25 protein-coding genes are annotated in these 24685 nt (G+C 43.7%); 12 read left to right on the top strand and 13 right to left on the bottom strand.

Translation table 11 applies throughout. The features are described from left to right. Positions 1-48: 48 nt before the first annotated feature. The 11 genes from rsfS to sstT all read left to right on the top strand — a co-directional run bounded on the left by rsfS (position 49) and on the right by sstT (position 10322). On the top strand, positions 49-390 hold the full coding sequence (gene rsfS / locus EV690_RS03800; RefSeq protein ID WP_131911607.1) for a ribosome silencing factor: 342 nt from the start codon (positions 49-51) through the stop codon (positions 388-390). Then, on the top strand, positions 387-857 hold the full coding sequence (gene rlmH, locus EV690_RS03805; RefSeq protein ID WP_131911608.1) for a 23S rRNA (pseudouridine(1915)-N(3))-methyltransferase RlmH: 471 nt from the start codon (positions 387-389) through the stop codon (positions 855-857). Before rsfS ends, rlmH begins: the two co-directional genes overlap by 4 nt. A gap of 9 nt (positions 858-866) precedes the next feature. After that, positions 867-2735, top strand: a complete 1869-nt coding sequence (gene mrdA, locus EV690_RS03810; protein WP_131911609.1) for a penicillin-binding protein 2 — start codon at positions 867-869, stop codon at positions 2733-2735. After that, entirely contained in the window at positions 2728-3840 is a 1113-nt protein-coding gene (rodA, locus tag EV690_RS03815) for a rod shape-determining protein RodA (protein WP_131911610.1), read from the top strand. The genes mrdA and rodA overlap by 8 nt, the downstream gene beginning before the upstream one ends. An 18-nt stretch (positions 3841-3858) precedes the next feature. Then, the gene (mltB, locus tag EV690_RS03820; protein ID WP_131911611.1) at positions 3859-4836 is read left to right on the top strand and encodes a lytic murein transglycosylase B; all 978 of its coding nucleotides are present in this window, start codon (positions 3859-3861) and stop codon (positions 4834-4836) included. Further along, positions 4820-5680 (top strand): septal ring lytic transglycosylase RlpA family protein, encoded by an 861-nt coding sequence (locus tag EV690_RS03825; RefSeq protein WP_131911612.1) that lies wholly within the window; start codon positions 4820-4822, stop codon positions 5678-5680. Before mltB ends, EV690_RS03825 begins: the two co-directional genes overlap by 17 nt. Positions 5681-5762: 82 nt before the next feature. Beyond that, complete coding sequence (locus EV690_RS03830) at positions 5763-6941, top strand: serine hydrolase (protein ID WP_207907511.1); 1179 nt, start codon at positions 5763-5765, stop codon at positions 6939-6941. A 94-nt stretch (positions 6942-7035) separates the two neighbouring features. Continuing rightward, a complete protein-coding gene (ybeD, locus tag EV690_RS03835) occupies positions 7036-7302 on the top strand; it encodes a DUF493 family protein YbeD (protein WP_131911614.1) in 267 nt (88 codons plus the stop codon). Then, complete coding sequence (lipB, locus tag EV690_RS03840; RefSeq protein ID WP_131911615.1) at positions 7302-7958, top strand: lipoyl(octanoyl) transferase LipB; 657 nt, start codon at positions 7302-7304, stop codon at positions 7956-7958. Before ybeD ends, lipB begins: the two co-directional genes overlap by 1 nt. Continuing rightward, positions 7955-8920, top strand: a complete 966-nt coding sequence (gene lipA, locus EV690_RS03845) for a lipoyl synthase (RefSeq protein WP_131911616.1) — start codon at positions 7955-7957, stop codon at positions 8918-8920. Before lipB ends, lipA begins: the two co-directional genes overlap by 4 nt. A 142-nt stretch (positions 8921-9062) precedes the next feature. Further along, positions 9063-10322, top strand: a complete 1260-nt coding sequence (gene sstT, locus EV690_RS03850; RefSeq protein ID WP_131911617.1) for a serine/threonine transporter SstT — start codon at positions 9063-9065, stop codon at positions 10320-10322. Positions 10323-10458: 136 nt separating this feature from the next. Here sstT and EV690_RS03855 read toward each other — a convergent pair whose 3' ends face one another. The 6 genes from EV690_RS03855 to EV690_RS03880 form a co-directional block, all read right to left on the bottom strand. After that, positions 10459-11715 (bottom strand): glutamate-5-semialdehyde dehydrogenase, encoded by a 1257-nt coding sequence (locus EV690_RS03855; protein ID WP_131911618.1) that lies wholly within the window; start codon positions 11713-11715, stop codon positions 10459-10461. Then, a complete protein-coding gene (gene proB / locus EV690_RS03860; protein ID WP_131911619.1) occupies positions 11712-12845 on the bottom strand; it encodes a glutamate 5-kinase in 1134 nt (377 codons plus the stop codon). Before proB ends, EV690_RS03855 begins: the two co-directional genes overlap by 4 nt. Before the next feature lie 88 nt (positions 12846-12933). Continuing rightward, positions 12934-13329 carry a sigma factor-binding protein Crl gene (gene crl, locus EV690_RS03865; RefSeq protein WP_131911620.1) on the bottom strand — a complete coding sequence of 132 codons (396 nt, stop codon included), beginning with the start codon at positions 13327-13329 and terminating at the stop codon, positions 12934-12936. A gap of 43 nt (positions 13330-13372) precedes the next feature. Continuing rightward, a complete protein-coding gene (locus EV690_RS03870) occupies positions 13373-14626 on the bottom strand; it encodes an alpha/beta hydrolase (protein ID WP_131911621.1) in 1254 nt (417 codons plus the stop codon). Positions 14627-14745: 119 nt separating this feature from the next. Next, positions 14746-15207, bottom strand: a complete 462-nt coding sequence (gpt, locus tag EV690_RS03875) for a xanthine phosphoribosyltransferase (RefSeq protein WP_131911622.1) — start codon at positions 15205-15207, stop codon at positions 14746-14748. A gap of 34 nt (positions 15208-15241) precedes the next feature. Continuing rightward, entirely contained in the window at positions 15242-16531 is a 1290-nt protein-coding gene (locus EV690_RS03880) for an NCS2 family permease (RefSeq protein ID WP_131911623.1), read from the bottom strand. Between the two features lie 666 nt (positions 16532-17197). Here EV690_RS03880 and EV690_RS03885 point away from each other — a divergent pair. Further along, positions 17198-18661 (top strand): aminoacyl-histidine dipeptidase, encoded by a 1464-nt coding sequence (locus EV690_RS03885; RefSeq protein WP_131911624.1) that lies wholly within the window; start codon positions 17198-17200, stop codon positions 18659-18661. A 54-nt stretch (positions 18662-18715) separates the two neighbouring features. Here EV690_RS03885 and dinB read toward each other — a convergent pair whose 3' ends face one another. The 7 genes from dinB to EV690_RS03920 form a co-directional block, all read right to left on the bottom strand. Next, a complete protein-coding gene (dinB, locus tag EV690_RS03890) occupies positions 18716-19759 on the bottom strand; it encodes a DNA polymerase IV (RefSeq protein ID WP_131911625.1) in 1044 nt (347 codons plus the stop codon). A 59-nt stretch (positions 19760-19818) separates the two neighbouring features. Continuing rightward, positions 19819-20043 carry a (Na+)-NQR maturation NqrM gene (gene nqrM, locus EV690_RS03895; protein ID WP_131911626.1) on the bottom strand — a complete coding sequence of 75 codons (225 nt, stop codon included), beginning with the start codon at positions 20041-20043 and terminating at the stop codon, positions 19819-19821. A 167-nt stretch (positions 20044-20210) separates the two neighbouring features. After that, positions 20211-21434 carry an NADH:ubiquinone reductase (Na(+)-transporting) subunit F gene (nqrF, locus tag EV690_RS03900; protein ID WP_131911627.1) on the bottom strand — a complete coding sequence of 408 codons (1224 nt, stop codon included), beginning with the start codon at positions 21432-21434 and terminating at the stop codon, positions 20211-20213. Positions 21435-21458: 24 nt separating this feature from the next. Beyond that, positions 21459-22067: an NADH:ubiquinone reductase (Na(+)-transporting) subunit E gene (gene nqrE / locus EV690_RS03905; protein ID WP_131911628.1), complete on the bottom strand. Its 609-nt coding sequence runs from the start codon at positions 22065-22067 to the stop codon at positions 21459-21461. A 6-nt stretch (positions 22068-22073) separates the two neighbouring features. Then, a complete protein-coding gene (locus tag EV690_RS03910) occupies positions 22074-22706 on the bottom strand; it encodes an NADH:ubiquinone reductase (Na(+)-transporting) subunit D (protein WP_131911629.1) in 633 nt (210 codons plus the stop codon). After that, positions 22699-23484 carry a Na(+)-translocating NADH-quinone reductase subunit C gene (locus tag EV690_RS03915; RefSeq protein ID WP_131911630.1) on the bottom strand — a complete coding sequence of 262 codons (786 nt, stop codon included), beginning with the start codon at positions 23482-23484 and terminating at the stop codon, positions 22699-22701. The genes EV690_RS03910 and EV690_RS03915 overlap by 8 nt, the downstream gene beginning before the upstream one ends. Then, entirely contained in the window at positions 23474-24685 is a 1212-nt protein-coding gene (locus EV690_RS03920) for an NADH:ubiquinone reductase (Na(+)-transporting) subunit B (protein WP_131911631.1), read from the bottom strand. Before EV690_RS03920 ends, EV690_RS03915 begins: the two co-directional genes overlap by 11 nt.

Below are 24685 nucleotides of genomic sequence, written 5' to 3' on the forward strand. Positions count from 1 at the left end.
TAACCCGTGATATACTAAAACGGTCATATTAACCATGGAGTTTATTAGGTGCAGACAACAGCACTCGTCAAATTTGTCGTCGATAAAATTGAAGATATGAAAGGCCGCGATGTCGCAGTCTTAGATGTTCAACAGCAATCTTCTATCACCGATCATATGGTGATTTGTAGTGGTAATTCAAAACGTCATGTCCAATCGATTGCCCATAATATTTTATCGCAGGCCAAACAAGCAGATGTACACATTATTGGCAGCGAAGGAACCGATGCAGGCGAATGGGTTCTGGTTGATTTAGGTGACGTTGTCGTGCATGTTATGCAAGATGATACCCGTGACTTTTATCAATTAGAAAAATTATGGAAACCACAAGCTGAGTCACAGGTCGGATGAAAATACAGCTCATTGCTGTCGGTACCAAGATGCCAGCTTGGGTCGAACAGGGCTATCAGGAATATGCAAGACGTTTTCCGAAGGATCTTGAGTTAGAACTTATTGAAATTCATGCTGGCAAACGTGGAAAGAATGCCGATATTCGGCGCATTCTTGAAAAAGAAGGGGAACAGACTTTGGCGGCCATTAAAAAAGGCAACCGTATCGTCTGTCTGGAAGTTCTAGGCAAAGCCTGGGATACTCCCAAACTGGCCAAACAGCTGGAACGCTGGAAAATGGATGGCCGTGATGTCAGTTTGCTAATTGGTGGCCCAGAGGGGTTATCTCCGGCATGTATTAATGCTGCGGAGCAACACTGGTCATTATCTAATTTGACACTCCCGCATCCGTTGGTTCGGATTGTTGTGGCAGAAAGTCTGTATCGCGCATGGAGCCTTACTGCTAACCATCCATATCATCGGGAGTAGCCTACGCGTATGCTAAAAAAGCGTATAGCCCTTCGAGATCATAGTGCCGAGTCGGCGTTATTTATGCGCCGCGTGTTATTCTGTCTGATCTTTGTGATCGTTTTACTGAGCGTTTTGTTTGCCAATCTTTATTACCTGCAAGTAAAACAATACAAACAGTACACTACACGTTCTAATGATAATCGAATTAATGTGTTACCTATCGCTCCACCTCGCGGACTAATTTATGATCGCAATGGGTATCTGCTAGCAGAAAATCGGCCCTCCTTTGACCTACAGTTAATCCCGGAAGACGTCAAGAATATTCATGACACTGTCGATAAACTGAATAAGCTACTAAATATTCCTGATGATGAGGTCACCCAGTTTTACAAAGACCTTAAGCACACCCGACGTTTCAAACCAGTGGTATTGATGAGTGAACTTAATGACCAACAAGTGGCTAAGTTTAGTGTCAATCAGTATCAATTCCCCGGAGTTAGTATCGAATCTCACCTGACTCGCTATTATCCTTATGGTGATGCACTTACCCATGTTGTTGGCTACGTCTCGCGCATTAATACCAGTGATCTGCAACGCCTTGATGCCGAAGGTCAACTCAGTAACTACACAGCGACTCGAAACATTGGTAAGCGTGGCATTGAGCGATACTATGAGCAGCTTTTACACGGCAAAGCCGGTTACCAAGAAGTTGAAGTGAACAATCGGGGCCGTATTATTCGTACTTTAAAAGTAGTCCCACCGGTACCAGGCAAAGATTTGTATTTAAATATTGATATTAATCTGCAATTACAAGCGATGTCGATGCTTAAGGGTAAACGCGGTGCAATTGTTCTTTTAGATGCCAAAGATAGTGGTGTCTTGGTTATGGCCAGCAGTCCAAGCTATAACCCGAATGCCTTTGTGAACGGAATTAGCTCTAAAGCCTATAATCAGTTACTAAAATCACAAAATCGGCCACTGATTAATCGTGCCACACAAGGCACATATCCACCGGGGTCAACAGTTAAGCCATTACTCGCGATAATGGGATTGGAAACAGGCAAGATCACCCCGACTGAGAAAATCTTTGACCCTGGGTGGTTCCAAATTCCGAATACCAAGCGAAAATTCCGAGATTGGAAACGTTGGGGACATGGCTGGGTAGACGTGCATAAAGCGATTGAAGAAAGTGTCGATACCTACTTTTATTGGCTAGCCTACAACACTGGTATAGATACCATCCATAACTACATGAGTAAATTTGGATTTGGCCAATACACCGGAATTGATATCCATGAAGAAAGTAAAGGCAATATGCCGAGTCGTCAGTGGAAACACATGCGCTACCATCAACCTTGGTGGCAAGGGGATACCATTTCTGTTGGAATTGGTCAGGGATACTGGACCGCAACCCCCCTTCAATTAGCTGAAGCGATTAATATCTTAGCCAATAATGGCAAAGTTATTACACCAAGGATATTGAATAGTGTTTCCGCCAATGGCCAAAAAATCGAAGTCCCGCCAGATATTCGAAAACCAATTAAGTTACATAATCCCAAAAACTGGACTATTGCGCAAAATGGTATGTATGCCGTCGTCAATGACATACACGGAACAGCGCATCGCGCATTTTTAGGTGCCGACTATGTGGCTGCAGGTAAAACCGGGACAGCACAGTTAGTTAGCCGAGCCGATGGAGAGGCTATTCGAAAAGACTTAGCTAAACGTCACCGCGATAACGGAATGTTTGTCGGCTATGCACCATTTAAACATCCAAAGATCATTGCCTCGGTTGCTCTTCAGAACGCCGGTAGCAGTTATCCTGCAATTATGTTTGCCCGTCGCCTTTTTGATAGCTATTTTGCACGTAACCCGGAGTCAACTAGCCATGAGTAAAGCCACAACCAAACAACGCGAATCTATTTGGTGGAAATTGCATATCGATTGGCCATTACTTATTGGCCTTTTAGCGGTATTGATTTTGGGCGGATTCATTTTATACAGTGCCAGTGGTGAAAGCCGAGCCATGGTGACTCGGCAAGGGATGCGTATTCTGCTTGCTATCGTAGTAATGATTGTCTTAGCCCAGTTTCCGCCAGATACATACCGTCGCTGGGCTCCTCCGCTCTTTCTTGCCGGATTCATGATGCTGGTTGCAGTGTTAATTATTGGCCATATTGGTAAAGGGGCACAACGCTGGCTGAATCTAGGATTATTTAAATTTCAGCCATCTGAAATTATGAAAATTGCAGTGCCATTAATGGTGTCGCGATTCGTCAGTCAACATCCCCTCCCGATTCGCTTTAAAAATTTGTTAATCGGTTTAGCGATTGCGCTTTCTCCGCCTTTACTTATTGCCAAGCAACCGGATTTGGGAACCGCTCTTTTAGTTGCTGTATCTGGAATAGTTGTGTTGTTTTTAGCCGGTATGAGCTGGCGATTAGTTTTGGCTGCCCTTGTTGCTGTCGCATCATTTATTCCAGTGTTGTGGTTTTTCTTGATGCATGAGTATCAACGCCAACGAGTGCTGACATTTTTACATCCAGAAAGTGATCCTCTCGGGGCTGGTTATCACATCATCCAGTCGAAAATCGCCATTGGTTCTGGTGGAATTTTCGGGAAAGGATGGATGCATGGAACACAAAGCCAACTTGATTTTATCCCAGAGCGCCATACTGATTTTATCTTCGCTGTCTTTTCTGAAGAATTTGGCCTCATCGGGGTTAGCATCCTGTTATTACTCTATTTTTATATTATTGGCCGCGGTTTGTACATTGCAATTCAGGGACAAAATGCCTTTGAACGATTACTTGCAGGTAGTATCACTCTGACATTTTTTGTCTACGTTTTTGTTAATATAGGTATGGTTAGTGGATTATTACCCGTTGTAGGTGTTCCCTTACCTCTGGTAAGTTACGGGGGAACCTCGATCGTAACTTTATTAGCCGGATTTGGCATGTTGATGTCTATTCAGACCCACAAGAAATTTTACGCGCAATAACTGTAACAGGAGTAGTGTATGAGAAAATGCTTCTGGGCTCTAGCGACAGCTTCGCTATGGCTTAGTCAAACGGCTGTAGCAGCAACGATAGATGATGCAACGCTCGCTCGCCTGAAAACACTGAGTGAACAAACAAAAGTCCCTTTAAAAGTACTCAGCGATGCGGTAGCCCAAGCCAAACAGGATCCGGGTGTGATCAAAGCTATTAATCGCCCCTACGAAGCAAAACCCTGGTATCGTTATCAGAAATTATTCGTGACTGATTCTCGAGTCGAACAAGGCGTTAAATTCTGGAAAGAACATGCTCAAACTTTAGCTCGGGCCGAAAAAACCTACCAAGTCCCTGCGCAAATTATTGTTGCTATCATTGGCGTCGAAACCCGCTATGGGCGATTTATGGGCCAATACCCAGTTCTCGATTCACTCTACACCCTCGGTTTTCACTACCCCAGACGCGGTAAATTTTTTAGTCGCGAATTTGCATCGTTTGTTAAGTTAAGTCACCAACAAGGATGGAATTTGCGCACAATCGATGGCTCATATGCTGGGGCAATGGGCTATGGGCAATTCATCCCTAGCAGTTATATGCACTACGCCGTTGATTTTAACAAAGATGGTAAACGCGATATTATTCATAATCCCACTGATGCCATCGGCAGTGTTGCTAACTATTTTCATCAGCATCACTGGCAATACCAGCAGCCGGTGGTTGAACCACTAGATAATGCAAGTAAAGAACTTACAAATCTAGCTAATCGCAAACGGGAAACACCCTACCAATGGCGCGAGCTTGCCCAAAAAGGCGCAATCAGTGCCCAACAACTGGCTCCAACAACGCCCGTAAATGTGTTGGCCTTAAAAACCCAAGCTGACCAAGACGGATATTGGCTCACTTTTCATAATTTTTATGTCATTACCCGCTACAACACCAGCCCGTTGTATGCGATGGCCGTCTATCAACTGAGTCAAAAATTAAAACATGCGTATAAACCGTGATTATTGCATTCTCGCCCTGCTAGCGCTGTTATTGGTCGGTTGCGCCAGTAAACCATCACGTTACTCAATGAGTCGAGATGCCTATCCAACAAATCCCCCCAAGTTAAGTTCACTCGAAGATGCTTATCCTCATGTCGAACCACTGAGTCGAGCAGGCAATAAAGATTATACCGTCAATGGCAAACGCTATAAGGTATGGGTGGGGATAAAACATTACCAACAAGTCGGAATGGCTTCATGGTATGGCGCAAAGTTTCAGGGACATCGAACCTCTAATGGTGAAATTTATGACATGTATTCGATGAGTGCCGCCCATAAACACCTGCCACTGCCAAGTTATGTCCGTGTAACGAACTTATCTAATAATAAATCGGTCATTGTACGAGTGAATGATCGCGGCCCCTTTCATAGTAACCGCATTATTGACCTATCTTATGCGGCAGCCTACAAGCTGGGTATTCTCTCGCACGGAACGGCGAAAGTGAGAGTGACATTGATTGATCCAAGTGCGCCTAAAGCCGTGAAAAAGGTCGCGTTGAGTCCACTTCGGAAAGATTCGCAAGACAAAGAAAAAGAAAGTTCGCAGAAAAAAGCACGAACACTCGTGCAACCGGACAACTTTTATGTACAATTACTTGCTTTTAAGGACACTGTGATTGCAGAGCATCAACGCCAAGCACTTGTCAAACAAGGTTATCAGGCAGTTGTTGTTCATTCAGGCGCGTGGCAAAAATTAAGGATTGGTCCATATTCCAATCGCAAATTAGCCGAGCGAGTAAGAGCGAAGATGCGTCAAAGCCAGTATAAGGATGCCTTTATTGTTGAAATAAAGCATACACATTGATAATTCTACATCGTGAGGCAAGTTCAGGTATCATTGTATCACTTGTCTGTAAATGCAACTTAATTGACTAATAAGCAAGATGATGAAAAATAAATTAATCGCCAAACTCAAATATTCGGCTGTCGGATGCGCATTAACTATCGCATCAAGCAGCGTTTTTGCTGCATCCTATATTGTTCCTAACCCGCCAGCTATTTCAGCTAAGGCCTATGTTGTAATGGATTACAACTCAGGGAAAATCATTGCTGAGGAAAATGCTGACCAACGCAGAGCCCCAGCCAGCCTGACCAAAATGATGACCAGTTATATCATCGGCCAGGAACTGAAAAATGGAACAATTAAAAATAGTGATAAAGTGACGATTGGTCGCGATGCATGGTCTGTTAACTTTCCTGATTCCTCGAAAATGTTCCTCAAAATTAATACTCAGGTCACTGTTGCGGAGTTAAATCGTGGGATCATCGTTGATTCAGGTAACGATGCCTGTGTAGCTATGGCTGATTACATTGCCGGAGGCAGTGACGCCTTTGCACAGATGATGAATAACTGGGCGCAGCGCTTAGGACTGACCGGAAGCCACTTTGTTAACCCCGATGGTCTAGACAATCCCAAACACTATGTTACCGCTCGTGACATGGCTATACTGGCTCGTCACCTGATTAAAGACCTCCCTAACGAGTATAAAATTTACTCTGAAAAATCATTTACTTACAATGGAATTACCCAATACAACCGCAACACGTTGCTATGGGATAAAAGTTTGCATGTGGATGGCATTAAAACAGGCCACACTAGCCATGCAGGTTATAACTTGGTGACCTCAGCAACTGATAAAGGTATGCGTTTAATTACCGTGGTCATGGGAACACCGAGTAAATATGCACGTGAAGCAGAAAGTAAAAAACTGCTCGTATGGGGTTTCCGTTTTTATAACACCGTTCAACCCTATAAAGCTGGCGATAGTTTCGTCAAAGCTCGCATTTGGAAAGGTAAAGTTAATCACGTTGAATTAGGTGTCGATAAGAATGTTGCGATCACCATTCCACGCGGCCAGGCTAAAAACCTCAAAGCAAGCTACGATTTAAACAAAACATTAGAAGCCCCGCTGAAAAAAGGTGCGGTTGTTGGAACATTACATTTCACCTTAGACGGTAAAAATGTTGGCAATTATCAATTAGTTGCTTTGCAAAATGTTGATAAAGGTGGGATCTTCAAGCAGCTGATGGATTATATTCGTCAATTGTTCGCTCGTTGGTTCTAACGCAATTAGAGACAAACGGGCCATTTACGTTTAAAATGACAGTTTTGATAGTGCGCCGGCCTTAAAGCCGGCGTTTCACCAGATCACGTAGTCAATTATGAATACCAAATTTGATGAATATCTCGAGTTCCCATGCGCTTTTACATTTAAAGTCATGGGCGTTGCTACTGATACACTTGAGAGCGAAATACTCGAAGTTGTGCAGCGATTAGCTCCCGGAAATTATTCACCGTCAAGTCGTTTGAGTACCAAAGGCAATTATCGTTCTTTAACCCTAAGTATCCGGGTCACAAGTAAAGAACATATCGAACAGCTCTATCAACAGTTAGGCGCCATTGATGATGTGCGTCACGTTCTATAATGACCAAACAATGTACCGACATTAAAATCGTTCGCTGGGGACTGGTTGATTATCAGCCCATGTATCAACGGATGCATGAATTTACCGAGCAACGTGATGAAACAACCCAAGATCAGATCTGGTTGGTTGAACATCCACCGATATTTACCCAAGGGCAAGCAGGAAAACCAGAGCATCTGCTCAACCCTGGACAAATTCCAGTCTTTCAGGCAGATCGTGGCGGCCAAGTCACCTACCACGGTCCAGGTCAAATGATCGCATATTTGATGCTTGATCTGCGCCGTAGAAAGCTAGGCGTACGCGCCTTAGTTTCGATTATGGAACAAGCAGTTGTGAATACCCTTGCGCAATATCACATAGCGGCTTACCCGAAAGCCGATGCCCCGGGCGTCTACGTCAATGATGCTAAAATAGCATCATTAGGCCTTCGTGTTCGCCGCGGCTGTTCATTCCATGGGTTGGCGTTAAACGTGAATATGGATTTAAATCCGTTTCATCAGATTAATCCCTGCGGATATGCTGGTCTAGAGATGACTCAGACCAGTGATTTAGGTGGACCGACCACGGTCACTCAGGCCAGCGAGACTTTTTTGCCAATATTAGTCGGCTTGCTAGGCGCAACATTGAGCGAAGAACAGTTAGGAACCATATCATGAGTACAACAAAGAAGCATTTAGAGGCCGGAGTTAAACTGCGAGACGCTGATAAAATGGCTTACATACCGGTAAAGGTTATCGCAGAAGACAACGCACCACTGCGTAAACCTGACTGGATGCGGGTTAAACTCCCTTCAAGTTCTGCCCGCATTGATGAAATCAAACAAGCAATGCGCAAAAACAATCTTCACTCGGTTTGCGAAGAGGCTGCTTGTCCAAACCTCTCCGAGTGTTTTCACCATGGCACAGCCACCTTCATGATTTTGGGAGATATTTGCACTCGGCGGTGCCCATTTTGCGATGTTGGCCACGGGAAACCATTAGAGCCCGATGCCAACGAACCTGCAAAACTTGCACAAACTGTTGCCGATATGAAGTTACGCTATGTTGTGGTTACTTCAGTTGACCGTGATGATTTACGAGACGGTGGTGCTAGCCATTTTGCTGAGTGTACTCGGGCAATTCGTGAAAAAAGTCCAGATATTCGTATCGAAACGCTCGTTCCTGATTTTCGAGGACGGATGGATAAAGCACTCGATGCGATCGACCAAGCTATTCCTGATGTATTTAACCATAATCTTGAAACTGCGCCTCATTTCTACAAAATGGCACGCCCTGGCGCTAACTATCAGTGGTCATTAAAACTACTTGAAGAGTTCAAAAAACGTCATCCCGAAATTCCAACCAAATCTGGATTGATGATGGGCCTTGGCGAAACCAATGAAGATATTCTTCAGGTCATGAAAGATCTGCGTGCCCACGGCGTCACAATGCTAACCTTAGGGCAGTATCTGCAACCCAGTCGTCATCACCTGCCGGTGAAACGTTATGTGACACCGGGGGAATTTGAACAGCTTAAACAGCAGGCATTAGAAATGGGCTTTACCCATGCAGCCTGTGGACCTTTAGTTCGCTCTTCCTATCATGCCGACTTACAGGCACAGGGAGTTGAAGTGAAATAACAGGGCGTTATAGCCCTCATTTAATTCAAACAATGCCTAATGATAGGACAGCTGGAGCGCTGTCCTTGTTTGTGTTCATGGGCATTCTTTTAAAACAAACATAACTTATCACTCAATAATAAATAATTCGAGAAACACCACAATGAAACAGACACAACAGCCCACCTTAAGCAGGATGCTCAAATCTAATCTAATCGTCCAAATTTTAATTGGTATCATTTTCGGAGCCGCCATCGGCTCGCTATCGCCCAATTTTGCTAAAAATGATTTAGCAATGCTCGGTGAATTGTTTGTCAAAGCCTTACAAGCTGTTGCTCCAATTTTGGTGTTTATTCTGGTCATGTCTGCCATTGCAAACCATCGCCATGACAGTGAGACTAATATTAAATCAGTGCTAGTACTTTATATATTTGGTACTTTTGCAGCCGCTCTGACTGCGGTTGTCTTCAGTTATATGTTCCCGACACATTTAAGCTTAAGACTTGCCGATACAAGTCATCAACCCCCACAAGACATTGGTGTCGTACTGCATAATTTAGTGTTTAAATTGGTACAGAATCCTGTTCAAGCACTGAGTTCTGGCAACTATATTGCAATTCTTGGCTGGGCAATTGGAATTGGTCTGGTATTACGTAAAGGCCAACAGACAACTCGGGATGTGCTTAGTGATCTGGCTGAGGGTGTTTCGGCGATTGTTCGTACAATTATTAGATTAGCGCCACTAGGGATTATGGGCCTTATCGCCAATACCATTGCCACTACAGGCTTTGCTGAACTTTACAACTATGCCCATTTGATTGGCGTATTATTAGGGGCAATGTTCACCATCGCATTGATTATTAACCCCTTGATTGTATTCTTTCGGTTGCGTCAAAACCCCTACCCACTAGTATTTCGCTGTTTGCGTGAAAGTGGGATCACCGCTTTTTTCACTCGTAGTTCTGCGGCTAACATTCCTGTCAATATGGAAATATGTCGTTCCCTGGAATTGGATGAAGATACCTATTCAGTTTCGATTCCACTAGGCGCCACCATCAACATGGCTGGAGCTGCAATTACAATTACAACGTTGTCATTGGCTGCAGTGCATACACTAGGTATCCAAATTGATTTTGCAACTGCACTGTTACTTAGCGTTGTAGCGACGATCTCTGCATGTGGGGCGTCTGGAGTTGCCGGGGGTTCGTTATTACTCATCCCACTAGCCTGTAACTTATTTGGCATTCACAATGATATTGCGATGCAAGTCGTGTTTGTAGGTATGACCATTAGTGTCATTCAGGATTCAGCAGAAACAGCGCTCAATAGCTCAACCGATGCATTATTTACCGCCGCTTGTTGTCTGGGAGCGAACCAGTCCGTTAGAGAACGAGTTAAAAGTGCATCCATACATAGCAATTAATTTTTAGCATCTAAGCGACTGTCAGTCAGTCGCTATGCTGTCCTATGACTGACTGCCTCGAATACGCAGACAACCATAATAACAAGCCATGGCAAACACCATGGCTTGTTGTTAATAGAACATAACGAAATCATAGCTAACTGCGAGTTAGGTAATCTCCCACCCCAATCCACTTATAGCTGGTTAAAGCATCTAACCCCATCGGACCGCGAGCATGCAGTTTTTGTGTCGATACAGCCACTTCGGCCCCTAAACCAAACTGCCCCCCATCGGTAAACCGGGTCGAAGCATTCACATAGACAGCAGCAGAATCGACTTCGTTCATAAAGCGCTGCGCCTGGTTCAAAGATTCGGTTAAAATAGCATCTGAATGGCTAGCGTTATGCTCACGCATATGGCTTAACGCTTCATCAATATTAGCCACGATTTTGACCGACAAAACTAACGACAGCCATTCTGTATCAAAATCACTCTGCTCATTGGCCTTACGCACATTATGAGCCGTTTGCAAATATTGAAATGCTTTCGTTTCTGCAACTAACTGCACTCCCGCTTGGTTCATTCGCGCAGCCAGTTTTGGCAAAAATTCTGGCGCAATTGCAGCGTTCACCAACAGCGTATCCAGAGAATTACACGTCGAAGGCCGAGAAGTTTTAGCATTCTCAATCACATCCAACGACTTATGCTGATTTGCACTTTCATCCACGAAAATATGACTAATACCAAAACCTCCGATGATCACCGGAATGGTACTATTTTCTCGGCACATCCGGTGTAAACCTTCACCGCCTCGCGGAATAATCATGTCAACATACTGATCCATCCGCAAAAATTCAGCAACCCGTTCCCGTGCGGGATCATCAATATACTGAATACTTTCTTTGGGTAAATTCGCCTGTGCTAAAGTTTGTTGAATCACATCAACAATCACTAAGTTGGTTTGCAACGTCTCTTTACCACCACGTAAAATTGCCGCATTCCCGGTTTTAAGACAAAGCGCCGTAATATCAATCGTCACATTGGGACGTGCTTCATAAATGACCCCAACCACACCAAGTGGAACACGACGACGGGTCAAACGCATCCCGTTGTCTAAAACTCGGCTTTCAAGTTCACACCCAACCGGATCATCTAGTTGAGTGACATGACGAATATCTTCTGCAATCGCCATTAGTCGCGTTTCATTGAGCGCTAACCTATCCAACATTGCATCACTCATCCCCTGAGCACGGGCATTCTCTAAATCCTGTTGGTTAGCCTTAACAATCCGTTCAGCGTTCGCTTTAAGCGCATCAGCAATCTGAATTAATACATGGTTTTTCTGCTGATTTGCCAGTTTCATCAAAACACTGGCCGCATATTTAGCCTGCTGCCCCATTGTCTCTAAGTTCATTTAAATATATCCCCATCATTTGCCAGCTGTGTCACAACTAGATCATCCCGATGAATCGCTACATCACCATATTGATAGCCTAATAAAGACTCAATTTGATCAGAATGATGTCCCTGTAATACTCGAAGATCTTCTGCCTTATAGCGGCTAAGTCCACGGGCAATCAACTGCTGTTCAGGATTATAGATATTTAACACCGCGCCTCGATGAAAGTCTCCCGAGACGTCTTTAATCCCTTTAGGAAGCAAGCTAGAACCCCGCTCTAATATGGCCCGAGAAGCCCCTTCATCAATAGTTATTTTACCTTGAGCTGGAGGACCTGCCAAAATCCATAACTTACGATGCTCAAGTGGATTGACTAAACCGGGAAAACGCGTTCCAACCTCTTCACCATTGATCACTCGCTCTATCACAGCCTCAGCCCGTCCGGCCGCAATCGTCACATTGATTCCGGCGCGACGAGCAATATCAGCTGCTTGCAACTTGGTATACATCCCGCCCGTACCTAGGCCACTAACACTATCCCCAGCCAACCGTCGCAATGTATCATCAATAATTTTTACCTCTTTAATCAACTGGGCATCCGGGTGCTTACGAGGGTCCGCTGTAAACAGGCCACGCTGGTCAGTTAACAACAGTAAATGGTCAGCATCAGCGAGCATGGCAACTCGTGCTGATAAGTTATCATTATCACCGACTTTAATTTCGTTGGTTGCAACCGCATCATTTTCATTAATGATAGGAACAATGCCATGTTCAAGAACCGCCTGCAAAGCATCTCGAGCATTCAAATACCGCTCCCGGTCTTCCAAATCGGCGCGAGTTAATAATAACTGACCGACCTTAAGTTCATACAAAGCAAAAAGATTGTCCCAAACCCGAATTAACCGACACTGCCCCACTGCTGCAAGCATCTGCTTCTCACTGATACTCAATTTAGAATGTCCAAGTTTGATCAGCTCGCGACCAGCCGCGATTGCACCGGAAGAAACCAGCACGACTCGATGCCCTTGCTGATGCAAATGCTGACACTGACGCACTAATTCGATCATATGAGCACGATCTAAGCGAGTTTTTCCGCCAGTTAGGACACTGGTCCCCAATTTAACGACAATGGTTTTTTTGGACATGAAAATAACGATTTAAAAACAATGAAGGAAACTAGTGTACCGGATTCAAGCGCTGTATTTACAGCGCTTTGTGATAAATTTCTATTATCTAGGCAGCAAGGACCTGGCTAATGTCAAGACTCGGTGATGGCAGCAGTTCAATTTCTAATTCTTGGGTTTCTTGTGCCAATTTTGCATAAAAATCTAACAATGTCTTCTTGACTGATTCATCATATTGTTCTGGAATGTCTTGTTCACTCCAATTGCCTTGCTGGTCAAAAAAACCATACCAATATTGATACTCGAAACATCCCTGCTCAGTGACGTTCAATTTCAACCACCACCCATAGAACTCGCGTTTTTCCGGTTCAAGACGAGTGTTAGCACATTCACTTAAACAATCAAAAAAATACTCTTTTTCACTACTTAATGGTTTTCTTAAATAAGGACCAAGAGAATTGAAACGGCTAATTAATCTTCCATGAGAAGGCCAATTCGTGCTCATATATCCATCCTATGCTGAATAATTTATTATCCTGAATCCCTATTTACACATAGCTCAATTGATTTTTCAACCAATGGACAACGCTTCTCGTCACTTGAGCAAGCTGATCACTAAAATCGGGACCTTTTAATATAACTTTCTCACTGGTATCGGCCATCATCAAAAGCTCTTTAATATCATCTTTACTTGCCAACAGGCTATCGTGATGATAAATCGTCAATAACTGGCCCGACCAGCTGTGCCGTTTAAGTAATCCTTGCACCTTAAGAGAAAACGGCTGTAATAAAGCAGCAACATATTGCCACTGACTGCTATCTCCTCCTAGAAAACTAGCCAATCCATCGCGAACCATCTGGGGTAATTGCCGATGGCTATTCTCCTGGGAGAAAATACTAGAGACAGCGGGTTCTAAACAGACCAGTTTCTGGATTTTATCCGGGTTTAATTGCGCTATTTTTACGGCAGTCGGAACACTAAAACGATAACCAATGAGCGCTATGTGTGTACTCATAATATAGGGGGAATCGATCATCAGTTCAATAAAGCGTTGATAAACTGCTACTGAATGCTGTTGCCAGGTAAAATCACTGAGCCCATGGCTGCCACAAAATTCGATGACTAACATCGCTATTCCGGCCTTAGCCAACCCTTCACGGTAGAGCGCAAACCATTCGGGATAGAGCTGTGACCAGTCAGCAAAGACAATCACTAACGGAACAGGCCGGGTAGTTGTTGGTAAATGCAGGTAACCTCGGGCAGATTTCCCTGAGACCTCAACCTGAATCTGCTCAAATTTTTCAACATCCTCTTGAGCACGCATTGCTTCTTCATAATAACTATTGAGCAGTGGGCGGGCTTTCACTCTCAATGGGTCTTGACGAAAATGAGGGTAATCGGCGATCGACGCAGCCATGGCCGCAGCTAGAAATTGTTGCTTGGAAGCTAAACTAACACTATAGCGCAGCCACTCATAGCACCAACATCCAGGGCGATAACCAACAATAGTATCAAGCAAATAATTACTGCGTGGAGCTGTCGCACTGGCAATGTTGGCGAGTATAGCTCCAATTTCAACTGGGGAAAGCCCTAAAAAAGCCCACTCAACACGCAACATCATCCGATACCAATGACTCTGCTCAACATGAGTGTGCAGTAGATTTTTAGGTTGAGAATGAAGATTTTTAATACAAGCAGCATTTGCCAGTGTGGATGTTTCACGCACTGTACGCTGCCGTTGAAACAACTGTTCTGAGCGTGTCAGCACGAAGCCTCCTTGAATGGATGAAAACTCAGCCATGACTCATCTTCGGCGAGTACCCAAAGAATGAGTTATTTTAACATTTAGTCAATTATAGATACAATAAAGCCATAGCAATGCTATGGCTTTATAGGGTGATCAAAGCGAATCAACACGATTTATTCTTGTTCGCAAATCGGCTTCACATAAATCTCAGCCATATCCCATGGTTGTTCAATCCAAGTTCCCTGAGGGACTTCTTTGACAAAATCATCGACCAAAGGCTTACCCTGTGGTTTAGCATAAACGGTTACGAAATGTGCTTTAGGATACATTTGGCGAATAGCCTGAGCGGTACCCCCGGTATCGACTAAGTCATCGATAACAATAAAGCCTTCACCGTCTGTTTCAGCTTTTTTCAGAACGTTAAGCTCACGCTGATTATCATGGTCATAACTAGAGATACAAACCGTATCAACATAACGAATCCCTAGTTCCCGAGCTAACACTGATGCCGGTGCAAGCCCGCCACGACTTACCGCTATAATGCCAGTCCACTGTGTTGCAGGCATCAGCCGTTTCGCCAATATTCTTACGTCTCGTTGCATCGTCTCCCACGAGACGTGAAATTTATCTGTCATAAAGACCCCAGATTGTACTTACCTTTTATTTGCGTTAACCGAATGCGAATTTAACGATAAAGATCACCGCCAAACACCAAACGCTAATAGAAACTTGTTTATATTTGCCACTGAGTAATTTAATCACCGCATACGAGATAAAGCCAAGTGCAATCCCGTCAGCGATAGAATAAGAAAGAGGCATCATAATCGCAGCAATAACCGCAGGAGCTGCTTCTGTTAAGTCATTCCATTCGATATGAGACAGACTTGAAACCATCAGCACACAAACATAAAACAGTGCACCAGCAGTCGCATATTCTGGAATCATCTCCGCCAATGGAGAGAACAATAGCGCCAGAATGAATAAAAAGCCAACAACAACTGCAGTAAGACCTGTGCGTCCTCCCGCTTCTACACCCGAACCACTTTCGATGTAGCTAGTCGTACTTGAAGTCCCAAAGATAGTCCCAATCACAGTAGCAGAAGAATCCGCCAACAGTGCTTTATTCAAACGCGGAAGGTTGCCTTTAGCATCCAAAAGGTTCCCGCGCTGAGCAACCGCCATTAAAGTTCCCGCAGTATCAAATAGATCCACAAATAAGAAAGCGAAAATTACACTAATCATTGAAACTTTAAATGCGCCAGCAATATCAAGTTGTAAAAATGTTTTATCAATACTCGGTGGTGCAGAAACAATACCATGATATTGAACCATACCCAGCAGCAAAGAGATAACTGAAATAGCTAAAATAGAAATCAGCACACTGCCTTTCACTTTCAGTGCATCCAGCGCAATAATAATAAAAAAGCCTAGTGCAGCGAGCAAAGTTTCAGGACTTTTCATGCTGCTCATGCCCACTAAAGTTGCGTCGTTGTTGACAACAATCCCCGCATTTTTCAGAGCAATGAAACCAAGGAACAAACCAATCCCCGCGGCGATCCCCAAACGCAGACTTTGCGGAATTGAGTTAATCACCCATTCGCGGATCTTAAACAAACTCAGCGCAATGAAAATACAACCAGATAAGAAAACTGCGCCTAGTGCAACATTCCAGCTATAGTGCAGATGAAGCACGACCGTATAAGTAAAGAACGCGTTCAGTCCCATGCCAGGAGCCAACGCGATTGGATAATTGGCCCAAAATCCCATAATGAAGCTACCCACAGCAGCAGCTAAACATGTTGCGACAAAGACCGAGCCTTGATCCATGCCTGCGTCTTTCAGTACAGAGGGGTTAACGAAAATGATATAGGCCATCGTCAAAAACGTCGTTAACCCAGCAATCACCTCGGTTCGCACATTAGTATTGTGCTCTCGAAGTTTAAATAATTTTTCTAACATATTCCTATTCCTATTATTGGACCGATATAGCAGTACTCCGACTACCAGTAGAAAGGGGGGATATAAAGCGCGGTATTATAAATCCCATCGAATAGGTTGACTAGAGCTGATTCAATGAATCACTGAAGTTTTTGACATACATGAATCGCGTTTGAAAAGAAGACAGCTAGTTTGAAAACTTATTGCGTATTATTTAGACAAAACTGGTCATTTCAGTCTACCCACTATTAATAAAAATATTATTTATTTTCGTTAAATGTCGATATATATCAGTCCACTTATCGAGTCTAATAAAGCACTTGAACGATGATACACAGTGAAACGGAAAATCATCACTCGCTAGGGACTGTTGACCTTTGGTGGTTGAATTTTGTTCAAATTAAACGCATTTTGAACGCGGCGCACCCTGCGTCGCTTAATGAGTTAAAGCAGGGGGCAACAAAGTTCAGGATGCGTTTAAATGAACCCCAAGGGCAGTATCTGAGAGGAATTTATCCAGCGTTAAACGTTCTTTGTGGCCAATAACTACACGGCACAACGTTTGCCTTGCCTAAATCCCTCTCAGATTTCTGCAAAACTAATCACCAAAGGTCAACAGTCCCTAGTGTTATCCTTAGCAAAAGAAGTTAGAATCAAAGCAATCTATCATCGATCAAGAGGTCTATTTTGACAAAGCTTAGTGAACTTAATCCTCAGCCCTTATGGCAGTTTTTTGAGAAAATTTGCTCAATCCCTCATCCTTCATACCATGAACAGGCTCTCGCCGACTGGATTATGAATTGGGCGAAAGAAAAAGGCCTTGAAGCAAAACGTGATGAAACCGGTAACATTTTTCTGCGCAAAGCGGCAACGAAAGGCATGGAAAACCGGAAACCAACCATACTGCAAGCCCATCTAGATATGGTTCCGCAGGCCAATTCTGATACCCAGCACGATTTCACCAAAGATCCAATCGAGGCCTATGTCGATGGCGAATGGGTTAAAGCCAAAGGGACAACGCTTGGCTCTGATAATGGCATTGGTCTGGCTAGTATTCTGGCTGTTTTAGATGCTGAGCACATCGCTCACGGACCTCTTGAGGCCCTGTTAACCATGACTGAAGAAGCAGGCATGGATGGCGCTTTTGGGTTGAAACCAGGTTGGTTGAATGGCGAAATTTTAATCAACACTGATTCTGAAACCGAAGGTGAAATTTATATGGGATGTGCTGGCGGCGGCGATACCCATGTCAAATTTGCGATCGAATATCAGGATGCGCCGAAAGGTCAGGCTGTCATAATTAGCCTTAAAGGCCTAAAAGGAGGGCATTCAGGTGCAGATATTCATACTGGCCGAGCAAATGCCAATAAATTATTAGCACGTTTATTAAGCGAGCTGGCCAAACAAAGCGAATATGCATTAGAGAGCTTTAATGGTGGTAATCTACGCAACGCAATTCCTCGTGAAGCACATTGTACAATTGTCCTTGGTGAAGATAAGTTAAGTGAACTGGAACAATTTATTGACACATTTCAGGCAACCTTAGACAGCGAACTGGGTGCAATTGAAACGAATCTGACCATTGCTGTTGAAACTACCGAAGCTGTGCAAAAAGTTTTTGCCCCTGCCTTTGCAACTCGCTTTATTCAAGCGCTCAATGCTTCTCCAAATGGAGTAATCAGCATGAGTCATGAAATCAAAGGAGTGGTTGAAACTTCTCTTAATATGGGTGTCGTTGAAACCACTGATAATGGTTTGATTAAAGTGAATTTTTTGGTTCGCTCTCTTGTTGACAGCCATCGCCACTATGTCGAAGATATTTTGGCTTCGCTGTTTAATCTTGCGGGAGCTGAAATCTACTCGGATGGTGGATATCCAGGCTGGAAACCCGATGCAAACTCACCCATTATGAAAGTTGTTCGGGATGTCTATTCAAACCTCTACGGTGAACTCCCCAATATTATGGTCATTCATGCTGGCCTTGAATGTGGCTTGTTCAAAACAGCTTACCCTCATTGGGATATGGTGTCATTTGGACCAACCATCCAATTCCCGCACTCACCTGATGAACAAGTAGAAATTGTCACCGTTGAAAAATACTGGCAATTGCTGCTAGCAACGTTGAAAAACATTCCGCAAAAAGGCGAATAACTTTTTTCGTCATACTATATAAGAGGGTTTTAATGCCCTCTTTTTATATCTAACTTAGCAGTCAAAGCTCAGGCTAAGCTGCTGGTGTTGGTCATCACATAAAGAAACAGATAAACCAACTAGTCGCACTTTTTTACCCCGCCCTCGCTGATAGGCTTTCTCTACCAATGCCTGTAGTTCATTCAGATACAAACCGCTGCTGCGACAGGCAACGGTAGTCTGAGTAAAATCAGTAAACTTCAGTTTAACTTGAACACCATGAAAGCTACGTTTTCCAAGACGGGCTCGCAACTCGGGTAACTGCGCAAGTAGTGCATCTAAGCACTGGCTTGACGTTGCAAAGTCACTCGGATACGTATGCTCAATCCCCACCGATTTACGAATTCGAGTCGGCTCCACACTGCGCTCATCAATCCCTTGGCTGCGTTGATATAGAACTAGGCCAAACTTGCCGAACCACTGACTAAGTTGTTCGGGGCTATGAGCTAGAACATCTTGCCCAGTAAACAAACCGAATTCCTGCAAACGTTGCCAAGTACGTGGCCCAACGCCTGGGATCTTATTTAATTGTACACTTCGAGCAAAAGTACCTGCTTGCTCCGGAGCAATCACGAATAAACCATCTGGCTTATTCTCTTCTGATGCGATTTTAGCTAAAAATTTATTAGGTGCTACACCAGCGGAAGCCGTCAGTGCAGTCTTAGCAAGAATTTGTCGCCGGATCTCTTCAGCCATCAAGGTAGCACTGCCCTGACATAACGAGACATTCGTGACATCTAAATAGGCTTCATCCAGAGAAAGTGGCTCAACTAAAGGGGTAAAAGAGAGAAAAATCTCACGGATTTGGGCAGAGACCTCTTTATATAAGGCCATCCGGCCACGAACTAATACCAAATGTGGGCACAATTTTAACGCTTGAGCAGTTGGCATTGCAGAATGAATACCATATTGACGAGCAGGATAATTACAAGTTGCAATTACTCCACGAGTTTCCTTAGAGCCTCCAATTGCAATCGGAACCTCTTTTAAAGCTGGATTATCTCGCATCTCAACTGCCGCATAGAAGCAGTCCATATCAACGTGAATGATTTTACGCATAAAAAAATAGCTGTATGGATATACAGCTATTCTAGCAGCTACGAATAAAAAGTCACCATTTAGATAATACGGTTTTCTTCTCTAATTTGCGCAAGATGTTTTTCTCTAGCCATTCTTGCTTTACGTTTTTCACATGGTTCTGGACAATCGCAAACTTTATCCAGCCCTAGAGCTGCAATCCCCCCGCAACTACCAGAGATCGTTTTGCGTTGAATAATGTAACCAATCGACATTGCCGCAATGATCACTAAAAAAACAACAAATGTGATCAAAAAATATGTCATATATTCACCACTAAAAAAACTGCCTGATGAAATATTCATCAAGACTATAAGCTTATTTTCGCCAATCTACTCAGCAGATGCAAATATCATCTCAAGTACAAACAAAAAAAGCCAGTAACCTGCCGCACTTCATGCACACGTTACTGGCTTTTTACTAGCGATGATGACTAGCCCCCAAAATCATCCAGAAGGATGTTTTCATCTTCGACGCCTAAATCATGCAACATCTTAATAACCGCTGCGTTCATCACCGGAGGACCACACATGTAATATTCGCAATCTTCTGGAGCTTCATGATCTTTAAGATAATTTTCATAAAGAACGTTATGAATAAAGCCCGTTTTCCCCGTCCAATTGTCTTCTGGAATAGGATCTGATAACGCTACATGCCATTCAAAGTTATCATTCTCTTCTTGAAGCTCATCAAAATCTTCAACATAGAACATTTCACGTCTCGAACGAGCACCATACCAGAAACTCATTTTACGCTTGGTATGCAGTCGCCGTAGCTGGTCAAAAATATGGCTACGCATTGGAGCCATACCAGCGCCACCACCAATAAAGATCATTTCTGCATCTGTATCTTTAGCGAAAAACTCACCAAATGGCCCACTGATGGTCACTTTATCACCGGGTTTCAAACTAAAAATATAAGATGACATGCGCCCTGGTGGCACATGCGGATTTCTTGGGGGTGGTGTGGCAATACGCACATTCAGCATAATAATCCCTTCTTCTAAGGGGTAATTAGCCATTGAATACGCGCGAATGGTTTCATCTTCTGTTTTAGCTTTAAGATCAAAGAAATTAAAACGTTCCCAATCATCACGAAAGCGCTCAGGGATATCGAAATCTTTAAACTCAATATCATAAGCAGGGGCTTCAATCTGAATATACCCCCCTGCCCTAAATGGCACACTTTCACCATCAGGAATTTTAAGTTTCAGTTCTTTAATAAAGGTGGCCCGATTTTCATTAGAGATGACTTCGCATTCCCACTTTTTAATCCCGAAAACTTCTTCTGGCAGCTCAATCTTAAGGTCGTTTTTAACCGATACTTGGCAAGACAGACGACACCCTTGTCGCGCTTCACGCTTGCTAATGTGGTCCAACTCAGTAGGTAGAATATCACCCCCGCCATCTTTGATGACGACCCGACATTGACCACAGGAACCACCGCCGCCACATGCTGATGATACGAAAATACCTGAATTGGCTAATGCCCCCAGCAATTTAGTGCCAGGATGAGCAATCACCATTTTGTCAGGATCATCATTAATTTCAATTTTGACATCACCGGAACTGACCAGTTTCGATTTGGCGAACAAAATAAGAACCACCAGCACGAGAACGATCAAGGTAAACATCGCTACGCCGAGAACAATTTCCATCGACTCAATCCTTGTTTGTTAACACTAAAGCTGGACACCAGAGAATGACATAAAGCCCATAGCCATAAGGCCCGCAGTGAGAAATGTAATCCCCAAACCTCGTAAACCAGCTGGTACATCAGAATACTTCATCTTTTCACGGATACCGGCCAAAGCAACAATTGCCAACAACCAGCCAAAACCACTCCCGAAGCCATATACAACCGATTCAACGAAATCGTATTGGCGTTGAACCATGAATGACACACCACCGAAAATTGCACAGTTCACTGTAATCAGCGGTAGATAAATACCCAATGCGTTATAAAGCGCAGGTACATATCGATCCAAAATCATTTCTAAGATTTGAACCAAAGCCGCAATGACACCAATAAAAGTAATGAACCCTAAGAAGCTCAAATCGACATTTGGCAGACCAGCCCAAGCCAACGCGCCAGGGGCTAACAAGTGGAAATAGATAACTTGGTTGACAGGGACAGAAATCCCTAGCACCACAGTCACTGCGATCCCCAACCCCAGAGCAGTTTTAACTTTTTTCGATACAGCCAGAAATGTACACATCCCCAACAGAAACGACAGTGCCATATTTTCAATGAACACTGATTTAACAAAAATACTAATTAAATGTTCCATTGTTTATTACTCCTTGGGTTCCTGCTGTTCAGGATGCCAAGTTCGCACCGCCCAAATCAGTAAACCAATCACAAAGAAGGCACTCGCAGGAAGCAATAACAAGCCATTCGGGTGATACCAGCCACCATGCGAAATAAGAGGTAGAACTGTTAAGCCAAAAATGGATCCTGAACCTAACAACTCACGAATAAAGCTCACCACCATTAAGATAGCGCCATAGCCTAAACCATTACCAATTCCATCAAGGAAACTATCCCATGGCGGACTTTTCATTGCATATGCTTCAGCTCGGCCCATCACAATACAGTTGGTAATAATCAAGCCAACATAAACGGATAACTGTTTGGACACATCATAAGCTACCGCTCGTAAAACTTGGTCTACAACGATAACTAACGAAGCAATAATTGCCATCTGTACAATAATTCGCACACTGGATGGAATATGGTTACGAATCATTGAAATAAACAAGTTCGAGAATGCTGTTACTGCTGTCAGTGCAACCGCCATCACAAAGGCATTTTGCATTTTACTGGTCACAGCCAGTGCCGAACAAACCCCTAATACCTGTAGGGTAATAGGGTTATTAGCAATAATTGGTCCAAAGAGAATCTTTTTGGTTTCTTTTGCATTAGCCATTATTCAGTTCTCCTTGACGTAATTTGGTTAGGTATTTGGAATAACCCAATGGTCCTAACCAGAATTTCAGAGTATTTCTGACACCATTACTGGTCAATGTGGCTCCTGAAAGTGCATCAACCTGCGATGGCGCGTTTGGATTTGCTCCACCTTTAATCAACGTTAAAGCGGGCTTGTAATTGGCATTATAAAGCTTTTTACCTACAAACTCAGCCCGCCAACTTGGGTTTTCAACCTGAGCACCGAGTCCTGGTGTTTCACCTTGTTGATAATAGATGATCCCTTTCACTGTATTACCATCGGGGGCAACAGCCAAGAAAGCATACATCATTGACCATAAACCACGTCCATGAATTGGTAAAATAACTCGAGCCAGTTTGCCATCTTTATTATGAACTAAATAGACGGTCGCATAATTAGAACGCCGTTTAATCCCAGCAAGATCTTGATTCTGACTCAACGCCATACTCATCGATGGGTCTTTCGCAGCCACACGTTGATTAAACGTCACCGGATTAATCTTACTGGCCGGGACATACTCGCCAGTATTCAAATTAACAACTTTTGGTTCAATCCGTTTGTTATAGACATCAGTGATTGATTTACCCTGATAATCCACACCTGAAACTTGCAGAATATTGCTCTGTTTATTGACCTTTATGTTGTGATCCTGCATTCCTTTGAGCCCGACAGCCGCACCCGAAACCACAATCGAACAGATCAGGCTAATACCAATCACAACTGATAGGGTTTTTCCTAGTGAATCATTACCCGACATTACGTGCCATCCTCCGCTTAATATTGGCCTGAACAACGAAATGGTCAAATAGTGGTGCAAACAGGTTCGAGAACAGAATCGCAAGCATCATCCCTTCTGGGAAGGCTGGGTTAACAACTCGAATAAAGACCACCATGGCACCAATTAAAATGCCATACCACCAACGTCCTTTGTTCGTAAAGGATGCCGAAACCGGATCTGTTGCCATAAAGAACATGCCCAAAGCAAATCCGCCCATCACCAAATGCCAGTATGCAGGAACCGCAAACATATAGTTGGTATTAGAACCGATCAAATTAAGCATAGTACTAGTGGCTATCATACCAATCATGACGCCTAACACGATTCGCCATGAAGCAATCCGCGTATACATAATGACCAAGCCACCCAGTAGCAGCAAAAATGTCGAGGTTTCACCCACAGAACCTTGCATGAAGCCAAAAAAGGCATCCGGCCATGTGATTCCGGCATGAGCCAAAGCAGGCAACCCACCACTTGCTGCAACGCTTAATGACGTTGCACCAGAAAAGCCATCAACGGCAGTCCAAACTGCATCGCCTGACATGTTTATCGGATATGCAAAAAACAAAAACGCACGACCAGCTAATGCGGGGTTAAGGAAGTTTTTACCTGTACCACCAAATACTTCTTTGGCAATCACAACGCCGAATGTCGCCCCCAGTGCCACTTCCCACAAAGGAATGGTCGGAGGCAGCGTCATCGTGAACAGAATCGATGTGACGAAGAAACCTTCATTCACCTCATGTTTTCTGACCATCGAGAATAAAACTTCCCAGAAACCACCCACGATAAAAGTGACCGCGTAAATAGGAACAACAAAGCAAGCCCCATATAACGTATCCGCAATCCAACCGGCATGCGCTCCCATAGGAACGTCAAACAGGTTCAATATCCAAGTATGCCAATCTGCAAAAGGAGCCAAGCCCCCCGCGATGGCGTGGTTAGCTTGAGCACCAACGTTATACATGCCAAAAAATAATGCTGGGAGCAACGCAGCCCAAACGATAATCATCATCCGTTTAAGATCAAGATTATCGCGAACGTGAGTTAAACCTTTAGTAACAGTTCCTGGAGAATATAAAAAAGTTGCAGTTGCTTCATACAACGCAAACCATTTTTCATATTTTCCACCGGGTAAAAAATGAGGTTCAATTTTTTCAAGGTAATGCTTCAGACTCAT

The sequence above is a fragment of the Celerinatantimonas diazotrophica genome, assembly GCF_004339545.1.
GTDB lineage: Bacteria > Pseudomonadota > Gammaproteobacteria > Enterobacterales > Celerinatantimonadaceae > Celerinatantimonas > Celerinatantimonas diazotrophica.